The organism is Flavobacterium fryxellicola (genome assembly GCF_900143245.1).
GTDB classification, from domain to species: Bacteria; Bacteroidota; Bacteroidia; order Flavobacteriales; family Flavobacteriaceae; genus Flavobacterium; species Flavobacterium fryxellicola.
Map to the genome: position 1 here is coordinate 1 of NZ_FRDK01000005.1, position 24547 is coordinate 24547.

22 protein-coding genes are annotated in these 24547 nt (G+C 34.5%); 13 read left to right on the top strand and 9 right to left on the bottom strand.

Features of this window, described 5'->3' with window-relative positions; genetic code table 11:
* Window positions 1-391: 391 nt before the first annotated feature.
* Complete coding sequence (locus tag BUA03_RS08955) at window positions 392-910, top strand: hypothetical protein (protein ID WP_066082226.1); 519 nt, start codon at window positions 392-394, stop codon at window positions 908-910.
* 67 nt (window positions 911-977) lie between these two features.
* Here the strand turns inward: BUA03_RS08955 and BUA03_RS08960 are convergent, their stop codons facing one another.
* The 5 genes from BUA03_RS08960 to dapF all read right to left on the bottom strand — a co-directional run bounded on the left by BUA03_RS08960 (window position 978) and on the right by dapF (window position 5190).
* Window positions 978-1619 carry a peptidoglycan-binding protein LysM gene (locus BUA03_RS08960; protein WP_066082228.1) on the bottom strand — a complete coding sequence of 214 codons (642 nt, stop codon included), beginning with the start codon at window positions 1617-1619 and terminating at the stop codon, window positions 978-980.
* A gap of 96 nt (window positions 1620-1715) precedes the next feature.
* Entirely contained in the window at window positions 1716-2639 is a 924-nt protein-coding gene (locus BUA03_RS08965) for a DUF2279 domain-containing protein (RefSeq protein ID WP_394333628.1), read from the bottom strand.
* Window positions 2636-3676, bottom strand: a complete 1041-nt coding sequence (mltG, locus tag BUA03_RS08970; protein ID WP_066082232.1) for an endolytic transglycosylase MltG — start codon at window positions 3674-3676, stop codon at window positions 2636-2638. The genes BUA03_RS08965 and mltG overlap by 4 nt, the downstream gene beginning before the upstream one ends.
* A 90-nt stretch (window positions 3677-3766) precedes the next feature.
* Window positions 3767-4300 (bottom strand): GNAT family N-acetyltransferase, encoded by a 534-nt coding sequence (locus tag BUA03_RS08975; RefSeq protein WP_066082234.1) that lies wholly within the window; start codon window positions 4298-4300, stop codon window positions 3767-3769.
* Window positions 4301-4407: 107 nt separating this feature from the next.
* Window positions 4408-5190 carry a diaminopimelate epimerase gene (gene dapF, locus BUA03_RS08980; RefSeq protein WP_066082237.1) on the bottom strand — a complete coding sequence of 261 codons (783 nt, stop codon included), beginning with the start codon at window positions 5188-5190 and terminating at the stop codon, window positions 4408-4410.
* A 138-nt stretch (window positions 5191-5328) separates the two neighbouring features.
* Here dapF and BUA03_RS08985 point away from each other — a divergent pair, with 138 nt between their 5' ends.
* Both BUA03_RS08985 and BUA03_RS08990 read left to right on the top strand, forming a co-directional pair.
* Window positions 5329-6729 carry a trypsin-like peptidase domain-containing protein gene (locus BUA03_RS08985; RefSeq protein WP_066082239.1) on the top strand — a complete coding sequence of 467 codons (1401 nt, stop codon included), beginning with the start codon at window positions 5329-5331 and terminating at the stop codon, window positions 6727-6729.
* A 158-nt stretch (window positions 6730-6887) separates the two neighbouring features.
* Complete coding sequence (locus tag BUA03_RS08990) at window positions 6888-8336, top strand: glyceraldehyde-3-phosphate dehydrogenase (RefSeq protein ID WP_066082242.1); 1449 nt, start codon at window positions 6888-6890, stop codon at window positions 8334-8336.
* A gap of 498 nt (window positions 8337-8834) precedes the next feature.
* On the opposite strand, the gene BUA03_RS08995 is transcribed toward BUA03_RS08990, so the two are convergent.
* Entirely contained in the window at window positions 8835-10241 is a 1407-nt protein-coding gene (locus BUA03_RS08995; RefSeq protein WP_066082244.1) for an APC family permease, read from the bottom strand.
* A gap of 398 nt (window positions 10242-10639) precedes the next feature.
* Here BUA03_RS08995 and BUA03_RS09000 point away from each other — a divergent pair, with 398 nt between their 5' ends.
* The 6 genes from BUA03_RS09000 (at window position 10640) to BUA03_RS09025 (ending at window position 15492) form a co-directional block, all read left to right on the top strand.
* Complete coding sequence (locus BUA03_RS09000; protein ID WP_066082246.1) at window positions 10640-11500, top strand: NAD(P)-dependent oxidoreductase; 861 nt, start codon at window positions 10640-10642, stop codon at window positions 11498-11500.
* 222 nt (window positions 11501-11722) lie between these two features.
* Window positions 11723-12811, top strand: coding sequence for a DUF262 domain-containing protein (locus tag BUA03_RS09005; RefSeq protein ID WP_066082249.1), 1089 nt, complete (start codon window positions 11723-11725; stop codon window positions 12809-12811).
* Window positions 12812-12814: 3 nt separating this feature from the next.
* Window positions 12815-13402, top strand: coding sequence for a hypothetical protein (locus BUA03_RS09010; protein ID WP_066082251.1), 588 nt, complete (start codon window positions 12815-12817; stop codon window positions 13400-13402).
* Window positions 13403-13658: 256 nt separating this feature from the next.
* Complete coding sequence (locus BUA03_RS09015) at window positions 13659-14039, top strand: hypothetical protein (RefSeq protein WP_245792600.1); 381 nt, start codon at window positions 13659-13661, stop codon at window positions 14037-14039.
* Between the two features lie 167 nt (window positions 14040-14206).
* Window positions 14207-14731: a hypothetical protein gene (locus tag BUA03_RS09020; protein ID WP_066082255.1), complete on the top strand. Its 525-nt coding sequence runs from the start codon at window positions 14207-14209 to the stop codon at window positions 14729-14731.
* A gap of 284 nt (window positions 14732-15015) precedes the next feature.
* A complete protein-coding gene (locus BUA03_RS09025) occupies window positions 15016-15492 on the top strand; it encodes a hypothetical protein (RefSeq protein ID WP_066082257.1) in 477 nt (158 codons plus the stop codon).
* Between the two features lie 158 nt (window positions 15493-15650).
* Here BUA03_RS09025 and BUA03_RS09030 read toward each other — a convergent pair whose 3' ends face one another.
* Complete coding sequence (locus BUA03_RS09030) at window positions 15651-15878, bottom strand: CDGSH iron-sulfur domain-containing protein (protein ID WP_066082259.1); 228 nt, start codon at window positions 15876-15878, stop codon at window positions 15651-15653.
* Window positions 15879-16133: 255 nt separating this feature from the next.
* On the opposite strand from BUA03_RS09030, the gene BUA03_RS09035 reads away from it, so the two are divergent.
* The 4 genes from BUA03_RS09035 (at window position 16134) to BUA03_RS09050 (ending at window position 19984) form a co-directional block, all read left to right on the top strand.
* A complete protein-coding gene (locus BUA03_RS09035) occupies window positions 16134-17453 on the top strand; it encodes a serine hydrolase domain-containing protein (protein ID WP_066082261.1) in 1320 nt (439 codons plus the stop codon).
* Between the two features lie 218 nt (window positions 17454-17671).
* The gene (locus BUA03_RS09040) at window positions 17672-18724 is read left to right on the top strand and encodes a glycosyltransferase family 9 protein (RefSeq protein WP_066082263.1); all 1053 of its coding nucleotides are present in this window, start codon (window positions 17672-17674) and stop codon (window positions 18722-18724) included.
* A 153-nt stretch (window positions 18725-18877) separates the two neighbouring features.
* Entirely contained in the window at window positions 18878-19270 is a 393-nt protein-coding gene (locus tag BUA03_RS09045) for a VOC family protein (RefSeq protein ID WP_066082265.1), read from the top strand.
* A gap of 204 nt (window positions 19271-19474) precedes the next feature.
* On the top strand, window positions 19475-19984 hold the full coding sequence (locus tag BUA03_RS09050; protein ID WP_066082267.1) for a pyridoxamine 5'-phosphate oxidase family protein: 510 nt from the start codon (window positions 19475-19477) through the stop codon (window positions 19982-19984).
* A 66-nt stretch (window positions 19985-20050) separates the two neighbouring features.
* Here the strand turns inward: BUA03_RS09050 and BUA03_RS09055 are convergent, their stop codons facing one another.
* Both BUA03_RS09055 and BUA03_RS09065 read right to left on the bottom strand, forming a co-directional pair.
* Window positions 20051-21505 (bottom strand): peptidoglycan endopeptidase, encoded by a 1455-nt coding sequence (locus BUA03_RS09055; RefSeq protein WP_066082269.1) that lies wholly within the window; start codon window positions 21503-21505, stop codon window positions 20051-20053.
* Window positions 21506-22226: 721 nt separating this feature from the next.
* Entirely contained in the window at window positions 22227-24494 is a 2268-nt protein-coding gene (locus tag BUA03_RS09065; protein WP_066082273.1) for an aconitate hydratase, read from the bottom strand.
* Window positions 24495-24547: the final 53 nt, after the last annotated feature.

Genomic DNA, 24547 nt, shown 5'->3' on the forward strand with positions numbered 1-24547 from the left:
CGCTTATAACGAATCTTAAAAATTCGATTATAAGCGTTTTTTTTGGTCTATAAAAATGACACAAATCAAAACAGACGATGTTTTTCAGTGCCCTCCGAAAGCTTGGTGTTTTTTTATTTTTAATTAAAATAAAAAAACACAAAAATCTTAAGAAAAAGAATCTAATTTGACTCTTTTTATTAACATAAATTATAGTAAAATTAACGCTAAATTCTGAATTAAAAAACTAAATTTACATGTATATATTTCTTTTTAGCAAAGAATTTAAATTTTAAAATACTGATCTTAAGACAATTAACAAATATAAAAAGGGGAAGTAAAAAGTAAGCCTTAGAATCTTTTAGTTGAATATAATTGAAAAAATCATTAATTAATTTAAAACTTAAATAGTATGAAAGCACTTATTATTATACTTTTTTTAAGCGTTACACTAGCAGTAAATGCTCAAGTAACTGAAAAAGGAAAAATCAAAATCGAGGAATTACCTGGAGTGATAATTAAGAGAGTAGGAACTGATTTTTCAGTATACATTCCTGATAATAATCCGGATCAAAAGGTCAAAATGGTAGAAGAGAAATTCATTGCTTATGATTTAGGAAAAGATGCTGAAGGATACGAAGAGTATCTTGTGGTTATGGAAGTAAAAAATGGATCGTTAACCGCTACCTACAACGAACAAGGAAAATTAGTACGTGTTGTAGAACAATTCAAGAATGTGGTTCTTCCTAGCGAAGTAATCTACTCCATCTACCGAACATATCCCGGCTGGTTTATTGTAAATGATAGTTTTGTTTACACACAAGAGGATGGAGACATTATCAAAAAACAATACAATGTAAAAATAAAAAAAGATAAGGAAACCATTAAATTATTGGTTAGCCCTAATGGCGAAATTCTTAAAGCAAAGTAATCTAATAATAAAAAAAATAGGCTGTCAACCTTGCTTGACAGCCTATTTTTTTTATCCAATAATGTTATTATCTGATTTTGGCTTTCGCATTGCTGTCTGCAACAATAAACGAAGTATCATAACCTCCAAACATTTTCATGTAACTGCGTACGGAACTTCCATAAGCATCTCTAAAATTTCGCTTGCCTTTGTATCTAAAATATTTTTTAACGGATCCCGCACCGCCAAGGTGAGCAGCTGCTAATATCCCAGATTCTGTGACACGGATGCCATTTAAGATTGTTCCCTCGTATTTTTCAATTTCTTTTTTTAATTCCCACTTGTTCTGTGCCAGAAGGGCTAAAAATGCCTTTTCTTGCAGTTCAGGACTATTTAAAAAAGCGGAGCGATTGTAGATGCCCACTGATTTTAAGGTTTCAATACCAAATTGGTATTTACCCATATATCCCAAAGAATTAATTTTTTTGTATTTGCTTTCTGATTCCCGATAGCCTAGCGCTTCTCTAAAACCAATAAAGAAATTTCCGGTAAAAGGGATGTTTAAATTCGTGTATTCTTCTTGTTCTTGAGATGGATATAAGTAGTGTGTACCATCTTCTTCATTGATAAGAAACCATGGGTTGGTTTCTAAATTAAAAGGTCTAAAACCTGAGCTCAAAAAAACTGTAATTACAGTCAAACTTGTATAAAAATACCATTTCTTTATCATAAATTGTTTTTCTTCAAACGCTGTCCCGTTGTGAAATTTCTACGGGCAAAGATACAATAAAAATAATTATACTGATAATCAGATAGTTAAACTTTTCTAAAAATAGATAAAGTGATATTTAACATCGTTAAAATGCACCAATTCGATTGTTGGCGCAGGAATTTTAACGGTATTTAATACCGAAAAAACAGTCTTCAAAAAAGGAGAATTTGTCTTTATTTTTGTTAAATCGACATCTACACTCAAGTAAAATTGTCTAAATCTTTCTGGGTTCGAAGCTAAAAAAGTGCTGTTAATTTCCTCTTTTCCACTTACCATTCCATCTGCTCCATAGCCCAATGCTACATTCAGCCATTTTGGTATTTTGGAGTCTTTAGCAAACGAATGTAGATTGACCGAAAGCCAATACGTTTGACCATTGTAGTCTTTTAGTATTTGCTCTGAAATTGAACTTCCTAAAACTTCGGGTCGATCATTGGCATATTTCGTAGTAAGGAAAGAAAATTTCGGAGTAATACGCTGTTCCTTCCAGATTAATTCTTGCGAGACATACAAAGCGGTTCCAGAAGCATTAGCTACTATATCTCCAGAAGAAGCGCCCCACTCAGCAGAAAACCCGTCTAAGACCTCAACAGCGGTAAGAAATACAAATCCCAAACCGGCGCCGTAAAGCAATTGATTCTTTTTTGAGGTGCCGCTCCATTCTAACATTTCTGCACCAAATCGTCCCAAATGGTAAGATGAAAACACATGACCTGCTTTATCCATTTGCAGCCAGTCTGCATTGTCATTTATAAAATGGAAATCAGATTTAGCATAATCAGCATACCACAGTTTATTCAGGCTAACTAAGGCTCCCGTTGCTAAAACTGCCTCTGAGATAACAACTGAATTTTGTCTTTTAGGATTTAAAGAATCGGATGGTTTAAAGAAATTTCTAACTGGGCTATTTTGTGAATAACCAATTTGAAAACTAATTATGAACGCTACTATAAGAAGGACTTTACAACTCACAACTATCTTTTAACGCCTTGACTGTTGATCCAATCTGAATATTTTTTGGCGTTTTTATTGTGCTCGTCTAAGGTGACTGCAAATTCGTGGTAACCAAAACGATCTACACTAGCACAGAAATAAATAAAATCATTTTTCTCTGGATCCAAAACAGCTTCAAGTGCGGTGATATCTGGCATAGCGATAGGTCCTGGAGGAAGACCAGTATTTTTATAGGTGTTGTACGGATGACTCATTGTCAAATCGTTGTAAAAAACTCTTTTGATGACTTGATTAAAATCATTTGACTTCTTTTTCAGCGCATAGATTACGGTCGGATCCGCTTGTAAGGGCATTCCAGCTCTTAATCGATTCAAGTACACCCCTGCAATTCTAGGTCGCTCGTCTTTTTTTACGGATTCTTTGTGTACAATTGAAGCGAGAATAGTTGCTTCAACAGGTGTTAATCCTTGTTTTTCAGCTTTAGCAACGCGTTCTTTATTCCAAAAATTACGGTATTCTTTGATCATTTTATCTCGAAACTTTTCGGCTGTGGTATTCCAATAAATCTCATACGTATTGGGAATAAACAATGCCAAAATAGTCTCTTCATTGAATCCGTTTTCTTTTAAGAATATAGAATCTTTGAACGAATTCAACAATGACAAGCTATCGGCTTCTATTTGTGAACCCACACGTCCCGCTAAATTCTCTACTCGTTCTTGATTATTGAATGCTAGTTTCACCGCTGAATTAAGTCGTAACGTCTTTACCAACTCATAGCTATTCATTCCTTTGGTCAGTAAAAAACGGCCTGGTATCACATTCTCAGCATAGCCCCTTTTGTTTGCAACCATCTCAAAGCGATCTACGTTTTCAATATAGGGTGCCACTATTTTTTTTACCGCTTCATAATTCGAATCCGTTGGGATATAAACATAGACTTCATTTTCTGAAAATTTTGTGTTGGAAGAAAAAATCTGACGCAAAATAATTAATCCGTAAATCATTAAAATTGATATTAAGACTACGGATACTATTGTGATAATTTTCTTTAAATTCATGTGTGGTATTTTTTAGTTTTATGGAATCAAAGCGTTACTTTTTTGCTAATTATTTGCTTTTAAAATGGCAACCATTCAAAACTTAACAATTTAAAATTTAGTATTGATTAATTGAAAAATAAATTCGTCTTTGTATTTTCCATTCACAAAAGTCCATTCTTTTTTTACGCCTATCATTTCGAATCCAAATTTAGTAAAAAGCGCCTTACTTGCTACATTTTCAGCACCAATATTTGCATACAGTTGGTGTAAATTTAGATTGCAAAACGCATATTCAATTAATAACGCTAAAGCTTCCGATCCTATATTCTGATTTCTATTTTCATTTCCTTGAATAACAATACCCACTCCTGCTCTATTATTCTTTGGATCAAAATCAAATAAATCAATTAAACCTAAGGCTGGAAAATCCTGATCTTTACAAATAGCCAACCGCAATTGCTTGGCTTCGTAGATATCCTGATGGGCATTTTCTAAATATTGCTTGACGAGAAACCGACTGTACGGAGTATGTGTGTTGCTAACTTCCCAAATGCTTTGGTCGTTTTCTATAGCGTAAATAAACTCTAAATCATTGGGCTCTAATGCTCGTATGTAGATGTTATCTCCTTTTAATGTTTTCATTTAATTATTTCACAAAGTTACACTGAGGTTCCAGGAAGTCACACAAAGTTTAATTCTAATTTTTATTACTAGCAAAAGCTTCTTTAAATAGTATTGAACGCTAAAATTTAAATCTCAATTACTCCTTTAAATACAAATTCTGCTGGGCCTTTGAGAAAAACTTGGGTAAACTGCCCTTCTTTTTTAGTGAATGAAACTACTAATTTTCCGCCTTCGACATTTAAATCTATTGCCGTAGCAGCTGTTTTCCCCAGAACATTCATGGCAATTGCAACAGCCGTTGCTCCTGTACCGCACGAAAGTGTTTCATCTTCAACTCCTCTTTCATACGTTCGTAAGGAGAATGTATTGGCATCGATTTGTTTGACAAAATTAATATTGCTTCCCGTTTTGCCATACAAATCACCGTATCGGATTCGGGCACCGTTCTCCTTTATATTGTAATTTTCTAAATCATCCACCAGTTGCACGTGATGAGGTGAACCCGTATTTAGAAACACATGATCTGAACTGACTTTTACCTCATCCACATCAATCATTTGTAGTGAAACCAAGCCGTCTGCTTCTATTGTTGCGTGATGTACTCCATCTGCTGCTATAAAAGTAGTTTCATTTTGGATTACCTGTAGCTTTTTGGCGAAAGCCACTAGACACCTTCCTCCGTTGCCACACATCGAACTTTGATTGCCATCAGAGTTGTAATAGACCATTTTAAAATCAGTTTTTACGTCATTTTCCAATAAAATCAAGCCATCACCACCTATCCCGAAACGTCGGTCACATAACTGCGCTATTCGTTTCGTATTCTCTTTTGGAAAAAACTCCGTGCGATTATCAATCATCACAAAATCATTTCCTGTCCCTTGGTATTTATAAAATTCTAATTGCATTTAAATTTGTATTTCGTTCTACAAAAGTACGAACTATTAATGAAATGTTAATCATTGTTAAAGAGCGTTAAACTGTATTTCGAAAAGTGAATTTAGTACTATTTTTACATGTAAATATTTTAATAAACGAATTTACTTATGAAAAAAATTTCAACACTTTTTTTGGTTTCCTTGTTGAGCGGAGTAGTAACACTAGGTTCATACAAATTATTATTTGACACCAATGGCTATTTTGCAAACGACAAAAACTCAGTAGTGACATTAGCAACTGATTCCTATGGTAAAAAAATTGGATTGTCACCTGATGTGCTAGATTTTACTGAGGCTGCAGAGAAAACCATCCACACCGTCGTTCACGTAAAAAATGTGTCCAGAAGGACCGTCACCAACCCAATATTAGACTATTTTTATGGATACAAAGGCGGACAATCACAGGAACAAGTGGGAACGGGTTCTGGAGTAATTATTTCCGAAGACGGGTATATCGTAACTAACAATCACGTGATTAAAGGCGCATCTGAAATTGAAATCACGTTAAACAATAAAAAATCCTATCAGGCAAAACTCATTGGAACCGATTCAAAAATGGATATTGCCTTATTGAAAATTGATGCGAATGAAAAATTACCCTACACTGTTTTTGCCAATTCGGATTCGGTTAAAATAGGAGAATGGGTTTTAGCAGTAGGAAATCCGTACAATTTAACCTCTACGGTAACCGCCGGAATTGTTTCGGCGAAAGCCAGAGATCTAGACACTAGCGGCATCCAGTCTTTTATACAAACAGATGCGGCGGTAAATCCAGGAAATAGTGGTGGCGCATTAGTCAACACCCGCGGCGAACTGATAGGCATTAATACGATGATTTCATCGATGACAGGTTCTTATGTGGGCTATTCGTTTGCGGTTCCATCGAATATCGCCCGAAAAATCATTGAAGATCTGATGGAATTTGGCAATGTACAGCGTGGAATTTTGGGTGTTGAAGGAGGCGAATTAAATGGTATTGCTTCAAAAGAGTTAGGAATTTCCCAAACGCAAGGATTCTACATTAATAAAGTGACGCAAAATTCTGGTGCGCAAAAATCAGGACTTACTAAAGGCGATATCATTATTAAATTAGACGATCAAAACATCGCTACTTTTGCTGATCTCTCGGGATACATCAATACTAAAAGACCAAATGACAAGGTTCAAGTGACGTATATTAGAGATGGTAAAACTAAAATAATTCCCGTAGTGCTTAGTAAAAATGAATTTTTCAGTACAGAATTTAAAGGAATTGAATTAGAAAACATAGAAGCAGCAGATAAAAAGAAATTCAAAATAGATTATGGCGTAAAAATCAAATCGATCACCAGCGAAAATTTAAAACAATACAGAGAGGAGTTAGTAGGAAATATTATCTTGAGTATTGACAATGTTAAAGCTACAGATATAGAAACGGTATCTCAACTTTTAAGCAAAAAAGAAGAAACGCAAACCGTACGTATTGAAATGATTACTAAAAGTGGAGAAGTAATGCGAGTGATTCTCTAATGCTACCTTTTTTTTATAAAACGAAAGCCATCTTGAAAAAACAAGATGGCTTTTTTATTTACAAATAAATAACAAAAGACGTTACGAAATCGATTGAAATGGGTACTTTTGCGGAAATTTTAAAAAATACAATTCTTTATTTTCATTAAATTTTCAACATGGCAACTACCACTTTATACGAAAAAGAAGTTTCTTTTCAAGCCGACAGGCGACGCGCAGGAGTAAAACTGATTAAAATCATCAGTGATTTATGGTATGACAAATCCATTGAGATGGTCTTATTCCGCAATCAACTGCTAGACAGAAATGTCAGTGACATCATTAACCTACATGAATATGCAGCCGAATTTGTAGGGAAACCCATTTCGATATTCGATTCTGTTAAAATTGCAAAAGCGATTCTAGAATTGAACTTGTTGCCTGCAAAATTAGACATTGGCAAACTAACCTATGAATATGGCTTAGAAGAGGACAAGTATCCAGATGCTAAGTATTTTGTGATTGACAAACTTAAAAATGCAAAACACTCAGAAGAAATTCAGCCTAAAGATGTTGTTTTGTATGGTTTTGGACGTATTGGTCGTTTGTTAGCCAGAGAGCTGATGTCTAAAACGGGGAAAGGAAGTCAGTTGCGCTTGCGAGCGATTGTTACACGTGATAAAAATGATGCAACCTCACTCGAAAAAAGAGCTTCTTTATTGCGATATGATTCTATTCACGGAGACTTTCAAGGTTCCGTAATTGCCGACCCAGAAAATAACGCATTGATTATCAACGGAACCACCGTTCATATTATTACTGCAAACGCTCCAGAAGAAATTGATTATACCCTTTTTGGTATTGACAATGCTTTGGTTATTGACAACACGGGTGCATTCACCACACACGAAGCCCTGAGCCGACATTTAGTCTCCAAAGGTACCGATAAAGTGCTGCTTACCGCTCCCGGAAAAGGAGTTCCGAACATTGTTCATGGTGTAAACCAGAACGAGTACAATCCAGATGAAATCAATATTTTTTCTGCTGCATCCTGCACTACGAACGCGATTACTCCTATTTTAAAGGCGGTTGAAGATACTTTAGGAGTTGTAAAAGGACATCTAGAAACGATTCATGCTTACACGAACGACCAGAATCTTGTCGACAACATGCACAAAAAATACCGTCGTGGAAGAGCCGCAGCATTGAACATGGTGATTACCGAAACTGGTGCTGGAAGCGCTGTTGCAAAAGCTTTGCCATCATTGGAAGGGAAACTGACCTCTAATGCGATTCGGGTTCCAGTTCCAAATGGCTCTTTGGTTGTCTTAAACCTTGAAGTTTCAAGAACTACTTCGGTGCAGGAAATCAATGCTATCATAAAAAAATATGCTTTGGAAGGCGAGCTGGTAGAGCAAATAAAATATTCTATGAATAATGAGTTAGTTTCTTCAGATATTGTAGGTACTCCACAACCTGCTATTTATGATAGTAACGCGACCATCGTTTCAAAAGATGGAAAGAATATCGTATTATACATTTGGTACGATAACGAATACGGTTACAGCCACCAAGTAATTCGATTAGCAAAATACATTGCTAAAGTAAGACGTTTTACGTATTACTAGCATTCCCTTACAGGTTGCACATTGCGGTTGTAATTTTTTAGTTATTAGTTTTTAGTCATTAATTTGTAGAATTAAAACATCCGCAATACAACCTGAATTCAATAGAAAATCCGTCACGTTATGAAAACGAGACGGATTTTTTTTATTCAAAATTTTTATAAAGAATCGAATTGGCACGCCGATGACACGAATCAAACGTATTATCACTGATTTTTTTATGGTAATTCTTAAAAAATACCCCACTATGCATTGAAAGTGCTTAGATTTAGGCGGCAGACTACAATTCTACGTAGTTGAATTACGGGAAATCAGTGAAATTTGCCACAGATGCACAGATTAAAAATGATTTTGAAAGCTGTGAATCTGTGGCATTTTTTTAAGAAGCTAAAACGAACGGTACTGAAAGTGCATCGTTTTAAACTTCTTTTCAGACCAATAAATTTAATCGCTTATAAACGGATTACTGAACTCTGAATACTGATTACTGAATACTGAATACTATTCCTTCGCTTTCGTCAAATAATACACTGGAATACCAATCAGCATAATCAAAACTCCCCAGCCACTTGTGCTCGTTTTAGTATAAAGCAAAGCGACGCAAATCGCACTAGCAACAACAATATAAAGTGCCGGCAAAAATGGATATCCAAAAGCTTTATACGGTCTTTCAACATTTGGCATTTTCTTGCGAAGAATAAAAATTCCTAATATTGTCAAGATGTAAAATATCAACACGATGATTACTACAAAATCCAGTAAATCTCCGTATTTCCCTGTCAAACAAAGTGCCGAAGCCCAAATACATTGCGCCCAAATAGACCAAGCTGGAACACTCGCTTTATTTAATTCAGCAGCTTTCTTGAAGAAAAGGCCGTCTTGAGCCATGGTATAATACACTCTCGCACCCGCCATAATCAGACCGTTATTACAAGCAAAAGTAGAAATCATGATCATTACCGCAATAATTAAAGTTCCGATGGAACCAAAAATACTTTGTGACGCCACCACAGCCACACGATCGGATTCGGCCGTTGCAATATCATATAAAGGCACTACTGCCAAATACATAATATTAGCCAAAATATAAATCACACTCACAATCAACGTTCCTAAAAACAAACTCAATCCTACATTGCGTTTTGGATTCTTGATTTCCCCTGCAATAAAAGTTACCCCTTCCCAAGCCACACTGGAAAACAGCGAACCCACTAAGGCTGCTGAAATGGCTGATATTAATGTTACTCCACTAATAGGCATCCAAGTCCCTGAAGTCGTATCAAGCGTTTGTGAAACCCAAGCATTGGTCCAGTTGGCATCCCAAACTTCCATTTTAGCAGCCATAAAACCAAAAATAATCAAACCAGCCAGCGACAAAATCTTGATTACGGTAAGAACCGTTTGTAAAATCTTAGAGTTTTTAACGCCACGACTGTTAATATAACTCAATAGAATAATGGTGACTATAGAAACAATCTGGGCCGCATTGAGTTTAAAACTACCTACCTCATACAGAATATTCTTATCGCTCAAAGGCGCATACAAATACGCAGCAAATTTAGCAAAAGCCACACCCACTGCGGCAATCGTTCCCGTTTGTATCACGGCAAAAAAGCTCCAGCCGTATAAAAAACCGACTAGTTTTCCGTACGCTTCCTTGATGTACACATATTGCCCACCCGCTTTAGGAAACATCGCACTCAATTCGCCATAACTCACAGCCGCAATCACCGTAATAGTGCCTGTAAGCACCCACATCGCAATAAGCCAACCGGCAGAGCCTACCTGGCGCACCATATCGGAGCTCACAATAAATATCCCGGAACCTATCATAGAACCCACCACAAGCATGGTTCCGTCAAGTAATCCTAATTCTCTTTTAAAATCGTCTGGTTTTTGGTCTTCCATAAAGCGGATTTTTGGTTTTTAGTTGGCTAAAGATATACTTTTTTTATAAATGTAAAATCGAATTCCTATTTTTAGGGCATGACCTTGCTTTCACTCTCGTTGCAGCAAGGTCGGGCGGTACGCTGTATCTTTATTTTCTTAAAGAAAGAAAATAAAGGATGCCGCTTCCATCCCTCATGCAAACCGCGGTGAATTGCTGTTTATCTATTTCACAACAAAACTAGAGAACCATCTTCAGTAATAAAGTAATACCCTCTTTTTAAACAGATAAGTCATTTAAGTTTTTTGTGCTATCCCAATAAAACGTACTTTAGTAAGCGCGTATTTAAGGAACATTATACTTCATTCTATACCCTTACAACACTAGGATAAATATAAAACAAACAACACCAAAAATCATGAATGCATTACAATTAGGATGGGTTGGATTAGGAAACATGGGAAACCCAATGGTTTTAAACTTACTCAAAGCCGGTTTTGAAGTAACCGTTTTCAACCGCACCAAAGACAAAGAAGGACCTTTACTTACAGCAGGCGCAACAGCAGCCACAAGTTTACACCAGCTTATTGAAACGGCTGATGTTGTAGTGACCATGTTATCTAACGACACTGCTGTAAAGGAAGTTTTTGAAGGCCCAACGGGATTACTAGCTGCTGCAATTCCCGGAAAAATCATCATCAACATGAGTACCGTTGCTCCAGAAACCTCCCGTTATCTCCACACGCTTTGCCAGCTGCATCAAGTTCATTTTATCGATGCACCGGTTTCAGGAAGCGTCAAACCAGCGCAAGACGGAACCTTAGTTATTCTTGTGGGTGCTTCCAGCGAAGATTATGAAACAGCCCAACCTCTATTTGACGCTCTCGGGAAAATCGCCATTCACGTCGGTGCGCCGGGCGTGGCGAGCTCCGCAAAACTAGCCATCAATTACCTGTTAGGATTAAACCTTCAAGGAATAGCCGAAACCGTTTTGTTTGCCGAAAAAAATGGCGTAAGCAAGCAAGACATGCTCAACATTATCAATCAAGGCGCTTGTGGGAACGGAATTTCGAATATCAAAACACCTGCTATTTTAAACGACTCTTTCCCCGCCGCATTTGCCTTGAAACACCTCGTTAAAGATTTGAGACTAGCCAAAGAAGCGGGACTCGATTCGCCACTCATTCATCCTTTGTATGACAGTTATGCTGCCGCAGAACAAGAAGGATTAGGCGACCAAGATGTAATGGCGATTATTAGTAGTTTGCAGCTTAAATAATATTTGGAATTTTATAATTAATTGTAGTTTGTTATTTTGATAAGTTACAATTTGTTCTTAATTGTAAGAAAATTTTATATATTTGAATATAAATAATACTAAATAAAGCTTCGCCAAGCTATCCAATTAATGGTGCATACACGAAGGTTTGTTTCGCATATATACGAGTTGGTGGTAATACTAAAGCAGAACATAAAATCAATCATAATTACATAAAAAAACATGAGTGAAATTAAAGATACAAAAGCATACAGCATAAATGACATTTTGAATTGGAATGATAATAAGGAATTATTACTTTCTCCAAAATACCAAAGAAATCAAGTTTGGAATCAAAATGCAAAATCATATTTAATTGATACTATTGTTAGAGGATATCCTATTCCTCAAATTTTCATTAGACAAACAATTGATATAAATACAAGACAAACATTCAGAGAAATAATTGATGGTCAACAAAGAACAAGAACTATAATTGAATTTACACAAAACCTATTCCCTATTTTAAAATCGCACAACAAAGAGTATGGCGGTTTATATTACGAAAACTTAGATAATGACATAAAAGAACAAATTTTGCATTACAACATAAGTGTTGAAATAATCAAAATTAAAGATGATGCCAGAATTTATGAAATGTTTGCTCGTTTAAACACAAATAATATGGCTTTAAATAAGCAAGAATTGCGAAATGCACAATTTTGGGGTGAATTCAAAGTTTTCGTTTATCGTAAGTCTTCAGAATTTAAAAATTTGTTTATCGAAAATAAAATTTTCAAAGACAAAGATTTAATGAGAATGATTGATGTAGAGTTTTTTAATTCCCTTATAATCCATCTAATGGAGGGAATAACAACCGATAGTTCTAAAAAAACTGATACTTATTATAAAAAATATGACAAAGAAATTGATGACATTGATGAAGTTGAATTTAAACTAAATAGAATTTTAGAATTGATTGAAAGAATTCTAGAAAACAATCTATTTACTTCTAAAATATTTCTGCGTAAAAGTTATTTTTATACATTATTTTGTGTTTTAAATCATCAATTATTCCATTCTTTAGATGATGATATTCAAGTTACTGAAACATTTAATAATGCTTCTATTGATGAACATTTAAATAATTTAATAAACAAATTGTCAATCTTTGAATCAGAATTAAATAGTGCGATTTATGACTTAGACGATGGTAATGATCCAAGCGTACAAAAATATTTAACTTTCGAAAAATACCACAGAACTAGAACGACTAGTAAAGCTGAAAGAAAAGAACGTATAAAAATATTGTCTGATTTTATTTCTGCATAAATTATGAATAATTCAGACTTAATTGACGAAATAGAAAAGTGGAGCCTAACACTTACAAGTAAATCAAATAAAGATTTATATGAATTAGCTTTTTTTAAGATTTTTATAAAATTTGAAAAATTTCTTTCTGATGCATTTGAAAATTATTCAATAGGTCTGCAAAGCGATTACGGTTATTGTCCAGAAAGAATATTGTGCTTTATTGATACTGACCATTTGTACAAAATCATAAAGAAAGATAACAAATCATTTGTAAATCATTATGAAAGCATAAAAAATTTATCTCACTGTATTTTTCAAGATAATCCTTTTGAAATTTTAACTACTGATGCAAATTATTCAACTGATATAAATAACATGAAAATACTAAGAGATTATATTGCACACGAAAGCAGTTCTGCAAGAAATAGGTTTATTAAAAGCTTACTGAATAACAAAAGTTTTATATCACCAAATGAATTTCTTTTGAAGAAGAAAAAAATATTGAATATCTCAAATTACACACATTACACAAATATAATGATGGAAATATCAGGTTATTTAATTAACGTCCCTCCGAAAGTACTACCACCAACAGCTGTTTTGATATAGTGGGGTTTTAGTGGAATTAACGTTTCGCATCAAGTTTTCGTTAAGCGGAAAATTGAGTAGTTACGTTTACCCCACCATCTCAAAGCAGCAAAACGTTATGTATTATTAATAAAAAGCGAAAAGGAATATGCATAGTTTTGAAGACTTAATATACAGAAGCACATCATTTACATTAACCACATTAGAAGACACTAATTCTAAAATTATTGATGCACTACAAACAAGTGGATCAACTGTTCATGTAAAAAATCTACAAATGATTCAACTTCAAAAGACAGTATTTGCAATCGGAATGTTCTCAATGTTTGATGCAATATTACAGGACGAATTAACTTGTCGAAATGGATTTGAAAGTGCGAAAAGAATACTTAAAGAAAAAAAAAAATTAGAACTACATGATCATTTTGATCACTTTATCAGCGCAATTAATGTATTAAAACACGGAGAAGGGAGAAGTTATGATCATTTATTATCAAAAATCGAATTGTTACCTTTTAGAATAAAGTTGAAAGATGAGAATTTCTTTGACGAAGGTGATGTTTCGGAAGTTAATACTTTAGTAGAAGTTGATGACAATTTTGTCTTGAACTGCGCAAACTTAATTGAAACGGTTTCACACGAAATTAGGAATGAATAAATTAACAACTCATAACAGCCATTTTGAGCTAGCTGGAGTTTAGTGGAATCACCGTGTCGCATCAAGTTTTCGTTTAGCCAAAAATTGAGTGGTTTAGAATTTACAGTCATCTCAAAGTGGCATAACGTACGCGGTCAGGTGGGTGCGACGGAAAAATTGAACTTAAAATGAAAGAATTTGACATTAATCTCTATTTATCAATAATATCCATTATCATAGGATTTGGTTATGTCTTTTTTTATATGTTGTCAGGAAGAAATCAAAATCCATTAACATATCGATACCAAAAAGTACTAAATAATAAGATACTTTTAAAACGACATTTAATTTTCGCTTGCTTATTAACAGCGGTAGGAATCTTTAGATATAATAGTTTAACCCTTGAAACTTATCTCTTTTCACCAATAATTTTTTTAATATTTCTTTTAATTTCAAATAGCATAATGCGAAAAATATATAAAAGAAATATACTTATCGAAACTCGCAATAAATATAGTTGTAGCCCGAGAGTTAATAAAAGTGCAAAGTTTTTAGATATTTTTTTAGGAGCTTTAATTGGACTTTTGAGTTTAGTAAGTCCAATTATTATGAAACACGATAAATTTGATGAAATAAATAAAGAACGTAGAAAATTTAAATCTGAAAAGGATTTATCAAATAATAATTATAATTCTCAACTTAAACTAGATTGAAAAACAGAAATAAAAAACTACTAAAAAACGAAATGTAAATTCCGAAAGCAAAAACAACCGAACCGCTAACCCCGACCGCGCGGAATTGCAATCTGTGCCCATTACAATTGGGTTTTTACATAATATTTGAAGCCTTTTTACTATTGTAAATCCTTAAAATTCAATTGCAAAGCATTTTACAAAACCCTTTTTTATTGTACGACAAATCAATTATATTTACCAAATAGTCAGACTGTCAAGGTTTGTAAACACACTAGCAATAGCTACAAAATTGAAAAAAAAAGATGGCAAAAGCAAGATGCTTTGATATAGCATTGATTAAATTTAAGGAAATACAAAATCGTTTCCCACATTTAATTATGACTCTAGATTATGATGATGAATTTGTTGATTTATCTATGGAAATTCCGAAACAAAGTGGAATTGATTTCGATATTTGTTTGAATTTACAAAATGAGGATGAACTCCATATCGTAACTAATTATCTTTGGTGTCAGTTCTTTTCAGCCCATTCTGAACTTTTGGTAGAAAAATTCTTTGAAAGCGTAGTAGGATTAATCAATGGAAATTATAGAATTTTGCAATATGTAAGAAATGACGAGGTTTATAAAGCATTTTTACAAAAGCCAAAAGATGATAATTGGGAAACAATTTATAAAGGATATCAAAAAATAAGAATGCCGTGGACTACGGTAAAAAAGAATGTCATTCAAAATGGTAAAGATAGTAAGTTGATTACAATACACAAAGTCAACAGCTGATACTTCGTTGAACTTGAAAAACCACAACCAAAGCAATCAGCAGCTAAAGTGTTGAATACTAATTGGAACAAAATCATTTTATCAAACCAACGCTTCCCAAAACTAAAAAAGCTAAACCAATCAAGGTTCAGCTTTTTTTAGTTTAAATCAAAAAAAATCTATTTCGTTTTTAATGGAGGCAAGTTGAAGGCGGCGGATTCATGCTCAAAACCATTGCGGTGTGAACCATCACAAAAAGGTTTGTTGGCTGACAAACCACAACGGCAAAGACCCAAAGCCGTTCTTCCTTCTAATCCGTATGTTTTTCCTTCGCAGTCTGTTATTTCAAAATCGCCTTCTATTTTTATAGATCCATTGCGATTGATTGTTAGTTTTGTTGTGCTCATAATAGTGTTCTTTTAGATGTCAAAGATTATAATTATTTTTAGAATCCTGTGACTTTACCATACTTTTTTACACGACCAGCGCATAATTTACATTAATTCTATTTTAGCTGTCTAGATTGAGAAGGAATTTTACAAAATAGGATCATGACACACTCTTTTGCTATAAATAAAATTATTCATAGTCTTTAAATCATTCTACTTTCCAAAAAAAATATTATTTTTAGAGAATAAAATCAAACCAACAATCTAACTACCATGACAAAGAAAATCGCAATTACCCTATTTTTAGCACTACTAGGTGGGTCAAGCTATAGCCAAAAGATGAACGTTGCCAAATTAGACAGTTTATTTCAAATTTTGGAAACCAAAGATAAATTTATGGGTAGCATCGCCGTTTCTCAAAATGGCACACTTCTGTATTCAAAGTCCATTGGAATGGATGACACAGAAAGCAATAAAAAATCTGGTGCTCTTTCAAAATATAGAGTGGGTTCCATTTCAAAAATGTTTACTTCCGCGCTAGTATTTAAGGCGGTTGAAGAAAAAAAATTAATGTTAACTCAAACTATTGAAACGTTTTTTCCAACCATAGAAAACGCTAGCAAAATAACTATTGGTTACTTATTAAATCACCGAAGCGGTATTCAAAATTTTACCAGTAATCCTGAATATTTGAACTACAACACGCAACCAAAATCGGAAAAAGAAATGGTTGCCATCATTACCAAAGGAAAAAGTATTTTTGAACCAAACAGCAAAGCCGATTACAGCAACTCCAATTATGTCTTATTGAGCTATATTCTTGAAAAAACCTATAAAAAGCCATTTAAAACTATTTTAAATGATAAAATTATAAAACCATTAGGTTTAAAAAATACCTATGTTGGAGGTAAAATTAACATTCTAAATAACGAAACCAACTCGTATTCCTTCTCTGAAAAATGGATTAAAGAACCCGAAACGGACATGTCAATCCCAATGGGAGCAGGTGCTATAGTTTCTAACCCACAAGATTTAGCGGTATTTATTGAAAAGCTTTTCGCAAATGCCATTATCACGGAGAATAGTCTGAAACAAATGACGAAATTGCAAGACAATTACGGCATGGGAATTTTCCAGTATCCATTTTATGAGAAAAAGAGTTTTGGACATACCGGAGGAATTGATGAATTCAGATCGACATTATCTTATTTTCCAGACGACAAACTAGCTGTTGCTTTAACCTCCAATGGCAGAACTTATGAGAATAATGATATTATGATTGCCGCTTTAAGTGCGTATTACAACAAACCGTTTACAGTTCCGACTTTTAAAACTATCATACTAAAAACCGAAGATTTAGACCCTTACCTCGGAGAATACTCCGATGCTGGATTTCCAATGAAAATCACAATCACAAAAGAAAACACAACACTTTTTGCCCAAGCAACAGGTCAAGCAGCTTTTCCACTGGAGGCTACTGAAAAGGATAATTTTGAATTTAAAATGGCTGGGATAAAGTTGGAATTCAAACCTGTTGAAAGACAAATGATTTTAAAACAAAGCGGGGGAAAATTTACTTTGACAAAAAAGTAAAGCTCCTAATCTAATTTACGGTGTACCGTATTAAAGCAATTGAATTCCTTTGATTTAAAATACAAGCTACGCCATTATTAAGGTGTTAATTGTACATTTGTCTCGTGACAATGAATTTTAGATCGTGTTTGAAGCACCGATAGTACGCAAATTATTATTTTTCAGGCCTGCTTTATGAATAAACAAAAGGGTCCAATTATAAATTCTATTATAAATCGATGAGTATCTTAAAAAAAGTAAATAAAGTCCGAAGAATTATTACGCATGGACTTACCAAAAATATTGGCAGTTCACAAAACAATCAAATTATAGATTTAACGCAAAAAATTGAAATTAAAAGAGTTTTAATTTCTAGACCCAACCACAGATTGGGAAATTTGTTGCTCATTACTCCGCTGGTTCAAGATGTAATAACTGCTTTTCCCGCGTGTAAAATTGATTTGTTTGTAAAGGGTGGTTTGGCTCCCATTGTATTTAAAAATTATCCAAATATTAATTACATTATTGAACTTCCTAAAAAACCTTTTAAAAATTTGATAGCCTATTTTAAGGTTTGGGTAAAGATCAAACAACAAAAATATGACATTGTCATTAACGTAGACAAAAACTCTTCTTCTGGACGACTATCAGCTCAATTTGCTGATGCGAAATACAAATTTTTTGGGGAAGATGATGAAGCTCTAAAAATAGAGCATATTGACTATGTGCATATTGCCAAATACCCAGTATATGAATTTAGGCATTTTCTAACCAAATTAGGATTTGCTAAAAATGACAATACAATTCCATCATTGGATTTAAAATTAAGTTCTTTGGAAATCAAGGAAGGACATAAAATAATTCAAGAATTGGTTAAAAATGACAAAAAAACGATTTGCATGTTTACGTATGCTACCTCTGATAAATGCTATTCAGAATCGTGGTGGGAGGAATTTTATGAACGATTACTAACCGAATATCAAGACTATAATATTATCGAAATTTTACCTGTTGAAAACATTTCGCAAATCGGCTTTAAAGCACTTACATTCTACAGTAAAGACATTCGTGAAATTGGATCCGTCATCGCTAATACCGAAATCTTTATTGGTGCAGATAGTGGGATTATGCATTTAGCCAGTTCCGTCCTTACGCCAACTGTTGGACTTTTCTCCCGCGCGAATCTAAAAACCTATGAACCTTATAACAACAACAGTGTTGCGATAAACACGAATACTGGCGATAAAGAAGAGTGGATCAAAATAATAAACAAGGCTCTTATAAAATCTTAACGCTCCAGACAATCAACATTCAAAAACAGCAACTTCAATAAAAAATCGCGGAAGATAAATAAAGACACCAAATACTGCAACCACATGAAAACTAAATTTTTAATTCCCTAGCTATTTACTTTCATCTGTTCAGGAGCGCTTTGCGCACAAACGATTGCGTCTTTTACTTTAAAATTAGACCCTATTGCATTGTCGGTTAAGGACCTGGAAAAATCTGTTGGTTTTTATAAAAATGTTTTAAACCTTTCCGAGATTACCAACTTTACTAAAAAAGAAGGGATTCGCTGGATCTCCTTAGGAGAGGGAAAAGAACTTCACCTTGTTGCTACGATCAAAGAACCCGTTAAAATCAATAAAGCGGTGCATTTAGCTTTTAAAGCAACTCATTTTGACGCATTGATTGACCTACTAAAAACTCTTAATATTACATATTCTGACTGGCCCGGTACACTGAATACAATTACCGTTCGCGCTGATGGAATCAAGCAAATCTACAATCAGGATCCTGATGAATACTGGACTGAGATTAACAGTGTTGAAAAATAGTACATAAGGAAGTTTTCCAGTTCAGCCGTTTTTTTTGTACTTTCTAAATTAGGGAATTTGTATGTGCAAGAGCTAAAGGCATTTACTTATACAATATGTAAAAATTGAAACTTTTCTCCTAAATTGTGTAATGCTTTTTGCTGTTTTGTTGACCAACTTTGCATAGCATAAAATAGCGATTTTTAATCATTATAAAATAAGATTATGAGCGATCAAACAAATGAATACACAATTGAAGGAATAGACAAACTTAAAAGCCTCGTTAAAGAAATTAATACTTGCCTTTTTTGCACTAATCTTAAAACAAACGATGGAGCAACGACCAGACCAATGGGTGCCGTAAAAGTCTGTGATAAAGGAAATATTTGGTTTTTCAGTGAAAAAGATAGTGATAAGAACAAAGAAATAGAACAAGATTCTAATGTTCAATTGTTTTTTGCACATCCTGGTAAAGGAAGCTATATGGTTGTAAATGGTGAAGCAACCATTAGTACAGACCGTGAAAAAATCGAAGAGTTGTGGACACCAGTAGTAAATATATGGTTCAAAGAAGGTAAAAATGATCCTAATATTTCCCTTATTAAAGTAAAACCAACGAGTGCCTACTTTTGGGATACTGACGGCAATCAAATGATTAACTTTTTAAAAATGGCTGCGTCTGTTGTTACCGGTACCAATTTAGTGAGCGGAAATGCAGGAGAAATAAAGCTTTAAAAATAGTATAAAAAAAAACGCTCCAATACATTGGAGCGTTTTTATAAAATATAATTTCTGAATAGCTTATTGTAGCACTCTATTTATTTGCGAGAAATTTTTCTCATAGTACTTTTCTTTCGTGGAAGATATAATTACACCGTTGCTGACTGAAGAGTGAATAAATTTAATTTCGCCTTCGCAAACCTCAACTACCATTCCGACGTGATTGATTTGACTTCTACCATTTGTTTTGAAGAAAATAAGATCCCCTTTTTGGGCCTCTTCTGTGTTTATTTTTGTACCAATACTGGATTGCTCGCGGGAGGTTCGAGGTAATTTAATATCAAATGCACCATAAGCAGTACACATAAGTCCTGAACAATCAAAACCCGATTTAGTAGTTCCGCCCGTGCGGTATCTCGTCCCTATATTTTCGGAAGCACGCTCTATTAATTGATCTAGAAATTCATGGCTAAAAGTAGGCTTGATTGCATTGTTAAAATCAATTTTACTACTTTCAATTTTGGTTTCTTTATCTTTTAAATTGATAGCAACAATTTCACTGTGATCAGAAACCGTTTGAGAAAGAATAGTCAATTTATAGCCTACAGGAAGACCATTTTTAATCGCTGGATTTTGTTTTTCTAACTCTTTGACTGTAATTCCGTATTCTTTTGCAATGGCATATTTTGTCTCTTTCGCCAGTACTTCTCTAACAATTTGCTCTTGAAGACCAGTTGCAGTATTTTGTGTTTGCTGCGCTATGGTTTCTTGTGTTTTTGATTCACTTGTTGGCGTTGACACTATGTTTTGAGACCCTATTTCTGCTATAGATGGGATTCCAATTGAGGCTGCAACCACTGCTGAGTCTGGCGCATTAACTCCTGGGATAACTACTTTCTGACCAACTTTAAGGGCCTTAACTCCTAAAGATGGATTAGCCTTATCAAATTCCTTAATTGTAATTCCGTATTTTTTTGTGATCGAATATTTAGTTTCTTTTGCTACTACTTCCCAAATGAAGGATTGTGGACTTTGGGTTGCTTCGGTTGCAGTTTTAGATTCTTTAACTAGTTCTGTATTGGTGGGAAATTGTTTTGATGTTGCAACATTTGCTATTTCGTTTGTAATTGCCGCAGCAGGAATATTTATTTTTTGACCAATTTTCAATTCGGCAGTTGCCAGGGAAGGATTGATTTGGTTTAATTCTTTAACAGAAATTCCATATTGTTTTGCGATTCCGTAAATTGTTTCTTTAGCTTGAACTTCGTGTTCTTTGGTCGCTTGAACTACAGTACTTTTGGTTTTAACGGTAGTGTTTTTGGCTGAAGTTACGGGAATTAATAAAACGGAATTGAGTTTTAAAAGATTTTTAGCATTGGGATTTAATTTAAAAATGGTGCTTTGCTTGACTTCATATTTCTCAGCGATACTCGATATTGTTTCCCCTTTTACTATAGTGTGCTTTGTGATTTTTTCTTGTGAAAAAAGAACGATACTATTCAAAAAAATTAGTGCTACTGTTACCTTTAATCTCATGTTTATTTGTTTCAAATTACCTACCCCTTTGTATTTTTTCTAGCGATTTCGGGATATAATTATTAGATTTCGCTAAACTGTACTTTTTTACAATTTTATTGAAAGATGTAAAAATAATCTCAGGCTCTTTTTATAAAAGAGACTCAGGATGTGTCTGTTTAAAATCCCCGTTGCTTTTTAATTCATTTGCAAAAACACTAAAAAAAGTGAGTCGTTGCAATTCTGCTGCAATTGTTAAACTGGATGTCAAATATTGAAGAATATTGATTACAAAAACAAGCAAAAAAAGCTTCATTCCAAACAGAATATTTCAAAAAAGCTAATATAAGAGATTTAATCAAAAATCAGCCTCTTTTTTTTAATTTTAACGTTCAAAAATTAAAAAACTGCCCTGTTTTTTGAATTTTACTTCTATTTCACACTTTTGACTCTTTTCTTTTTCTTAAAAAAATCTCATTTGACTAAAAAGAAATATCTGAAAACACGGGGTCTCGTTTGTAGCCCTGATGAAAGAGGAAAGCCTTTTGAAATAGAATTGCTTATTTTTCCTGATCATAAAGAGCGACCAGCGGAAGCTCCTTTATGCTCAGGAAAAAGCAATTGTATGAAAAAGCTTGAAACGGCCAGCAGGAAACAGCTCCCAAAACAAAAGTGAATTTGAACCATAAAAAAACTCCCAAGCTTACTTGAGAGTTTTTAATACAAAAATTGTTTGCTTTAATTATATTTTTCCAGCAGCAGCAATCAGGTTTAATGCTGAACCAGCTACGAACCAACCTATTTGACCTTCATTATAAGTATGGTTTGCCAAAATTATATCTTTGGTTCCATCTGCGTGAACGAATTCTAACGTTAAGGGTTTTCCGACAGCAAAATCAACTAAATCCGTGAAATTGATTGTGTCATCTTCTTGAATTTTATCGTAATCTGCTTCTGTTGCAAAGGTCAAACCTAATAGCCCTTGTTTTTTAAGATTTGTTTCGTGAATACGGGCAAATGATTTTACCAATACTGCTTTTACACCTAGGAAACGCGGTTCCATAGCGGCATGTTCACGAGAGGATCCTTCTCCGTAATTATGATCACCCACTACAATCGATGGAACTCCAGCTGCTTTGTACGCGCGTGCAACGGCGGGAACTGCATCATAAATACCAGTCAATTGGTTTTTAACTTTATTTGGTTTTTGGTTGAACGCATTGATAGCACCAATCAACATATTATTAGAAATATTATCTAAGTGTCCACGGAAACGCAACCATGGTCCAGCCATCGAGATGTGATCCGTGGTGCATTTTCCGAATGCTTTGATAAGCAATTTAGCTCCTGTAATATTTTTTCCATCCCAAGGTGAGAATGGTGCTAATAACTGCAAACGCTCCGAAGTTTCGCTCACAGAAACCACGATACCGGAACCATCTTCGGCTGGTGCTTGAAAACCGGAATCTTCAGCAGCAAAACCTTTTGGAGGTAATTCATCACCTGTTGGCGCTTCTAATTTAACTTCTTCCCCATTTTCATTGATCAAAGTATCTGTCAATGGATTGAAACTTAAATCACCCGCAATGGCCAGAGCGGTTACTAATTCTGGCGAACCAACGAATGCTAAAGTATTTGGATTTCCATCAGCACGCTTAGAGAAGTTGCGGTTAAAGGAGTGAACGATCGTGTTGCGCTCTTCTTTCTCTGCTCCTTCTCGATCCCACATCCCAATACAAGGTCCGCAGGCATTTGCAAATACGGTAGCTCCCATTTTATCAAAAATATCAATAAATCCGTCACGTTCTATCGTGTATCGAACCAATTCTGAGCCTGGAGTAATGGTGAACTCCGACTTTATTTTTAAATTTTTATCCGTCACCTGTTTTGCGATGGAAGCTGCTCGCGCGATATCCTCGTAAGACGAGTTTGTACAAGAGCCAATTAAACCCACTTCAATTTTCAAAGGCCAGTTATTTTTGATGGCTTCCTCTTTCATTTTAGAAATAGGTGTTGCTAAATCTGGAGTAAAAGGACCGTTTAAATGTGGTTCTAATTCGTCTAAATTGATTTCGATTACTTGATCAAAATACAGTTCGGGATTAGCATATACGGCAGCATCACCTGTTAAGTACGGTGCAATTTTATCTGCAGCATCAGCAACATCGGCTCTGTCTGTAGACCGTAAATAGCGACTCATAGACGCGTCATAGCCAAATGTAGATGTGGTTGCGCCAATTTCGGCACCCATATTACAAATTGTTCCTTTTCCGGTGCAAGACATAGCAGTAGCACCTTCACCAAAATATTCAACAATAGCGCCAGTTCCCCCTTTTACGGTAAGAATTCCAGCGACTTTAAGGATTACATCTTTTGGCGCTGTCCAACCAGAAAGTTTACCTGTTAATTTTACTCCAATTAATTTTGGGAATTTTAATTCCCAAGCCATTCCTGACATTACATCTACGGCATCAGCACCACCAACACCAATAGCAACCATTCCTAAACCACCCGCATTTACAGTGTGTGAGTCGGTTCCAATCATCATTCCGCCTGGAAATGCATAATTCTCTAACACTACTTGGTGGATAATTCCAGCTCCCGGTTTCCAGAAACCTATTCCATATTTATCAGATACTGATGAAAGGAATTCAAACACTTCATTACTTTGTGTTTTGGCTCTTGCCAAATCTGTCACAGCATTAACTTTAGCTTGAATCAAGTGATCACAATGCACCGTTGTAGGCACAGCTACCTTAGACTTACCAGCATGCATAAATTGCAACAATGCCATTTGAGCTGTTGCATCTTGACAAGCTACTCTATCGGGAGCAAAATCGACATAATCAGCGCCTCGTATAAAAGCTTTTGATGGCATACCATCCCATAGGTGATTGTATAAGATTTTCTCCGTTAAAGTAAGTGGATGTCCAACTATTTCGCGTGCTTTGTCAACACGAGTTGCCATGTTGTCGTACACTTTTTTAATCATTTCAATATCAAAAGCCATAATATATAGGATTGTTTGTTATGTGTAATAAAATTTACGTTTTTAATACTCAC

Excerpts from the sequence above, each read along its gene's own strand:
- BUA03_RS08955 (WP_066082226.1), top strand. The coding sequence starts at position 392 with ATGAAAGCACTTATTATTATACTTTTTTTAAGCGTTACACTAGCAGTA.
- BUA03_RS08960 (WP_066082228.1), bottom strand. The coding sequence starts at position 1,619 with ATGATAAAGAAATGGTATTTTTATACAAGTTTGACTGTAATTACAGTT.
- mltG (WP_066082232.1), bottom strand. The coding sequence starts at position 3,676 with ATGAATTTAAAGAAAATTATCACAATAGTATCCGTAGTCTTAATATCA.
- BUA03_RS08975 (WP_066082234.1), bottom strand. The coding sequence starts at position 4,300 with ATGAAAACATTAAAAGGAGATAACATCTACATACGAGCATTAGAGCCC.
- dapF (WP_066082237.1), bottom strand. The coding sequence starts at position 5,190 with ATGCAATTAGAATTTTATAAATACCAAGGGACAGGAAATGATTTTGTG.
- BUA03_RS08985 (WP_066082239.1), top strand. The coding sequence starts at position 5,329 with ATGAAAAAAATTTCAACACTTTTTTTGGTTTCCTTGTTGAGCGGAGTA.
- BUA03_RS08990 (WP_066082242.1), top strand. The coding sequence starts at position 6,888 with ATGGCAACTACCACTTTATACGAAAAAGAAGTTTCTTTTCAAGCCGAC.
- BUA03_RS08995 (WP_066082244.1), bottom strand. The coding sequence starts at position 10,241 with ATGGAAGACCAAAAACCAGACGATTTTAAAAGAGAATTAGGATTACTT.
- BUA03_RS09000 (WP_066082246.1), top strand. The coding sequence starts at position 10,640 with ATGAATGCATTACAATTAGGATGGGTTGGATTAGGAAACATGGGAAAC.
- BUA03_RS09005 (WP_066082249.1), top strand. The coding sequence starts at position 11,723 with ATGAGTGAAATTAAAGATACAAAAGCATACAGCATAAATGACATTTTG.
- BUA03_RS09010 (WP_066082251.1), top strand. The coding sequence starts at position 12,815 with ATGAATAATTCAGACTTAATTGACGAAATAGAAAAGTGGAGCCTAACA.
- BUA03_RS09015 (WP_245792600.1), top strand. The coding sequence starts at position 13,659 with ATGATTCAACTTCAAAAGACAGTATTTGCAATCGGAATGTTCTCAATG.
- BUA03_RS09020 (WP_066082255.1), top strand. The coding sequence starts at position 14,207 with ATGAAAGAATTTGACATTAATCTCTATTTATCAATAATATCCATTATC.
- BUA03_RS09025 (WP_066082257.1), top strand. The coding sequence starts at position 15,016 with ATGGCAAAAGCAAGATGCTTTGATATAGCATTGATTAAATTTAAGGAA.
- BUA03_RS09030 (WP_066082259.1), bottom strand. The coding sequence starts at position 15,878 with ATGAGCACAACAAAACTAACAATCAATCGCAATGGATCTATAAAAATA.
- BUA03_RS09035 (WP_066082261.1), top strand. The coding sequence starts at position 16,134 with ATGACAAAGAAAATCGCAATTACCCTATTTTTAGCACTACTAGGTGGG.
- BUA03_RS09040 (WP_066082263.1), top strand. The coding sequence starts at position 17,672 with ATGAGTATCTTAAAAAAAGTAAATAAAGTCCGAAGAATTATTACGCAT.
- BUA03_RS09050 (WP_066082267.1), top strand. The coding sequence starts at position 19,475 with ATGAGCGATCAAACAAATGAATACACAATTGAAGGAATAGACAAACTT.
- BUA03_RS09055 (WP_066082269.1), bottom strand. The coding sequence starts at position 21,505 with ATGAGATTAAAGGTAACAGTAGCACTAATTTTTTTGAATAGTATCGTT.
- BUA03_RS09065 (WP_066082273.1), bottom strand. The coding sequence starts at position 24,494 with ATGGCTTTTGATATTGAAATGATTAAAAAAGTGTACGACAACATGGCA.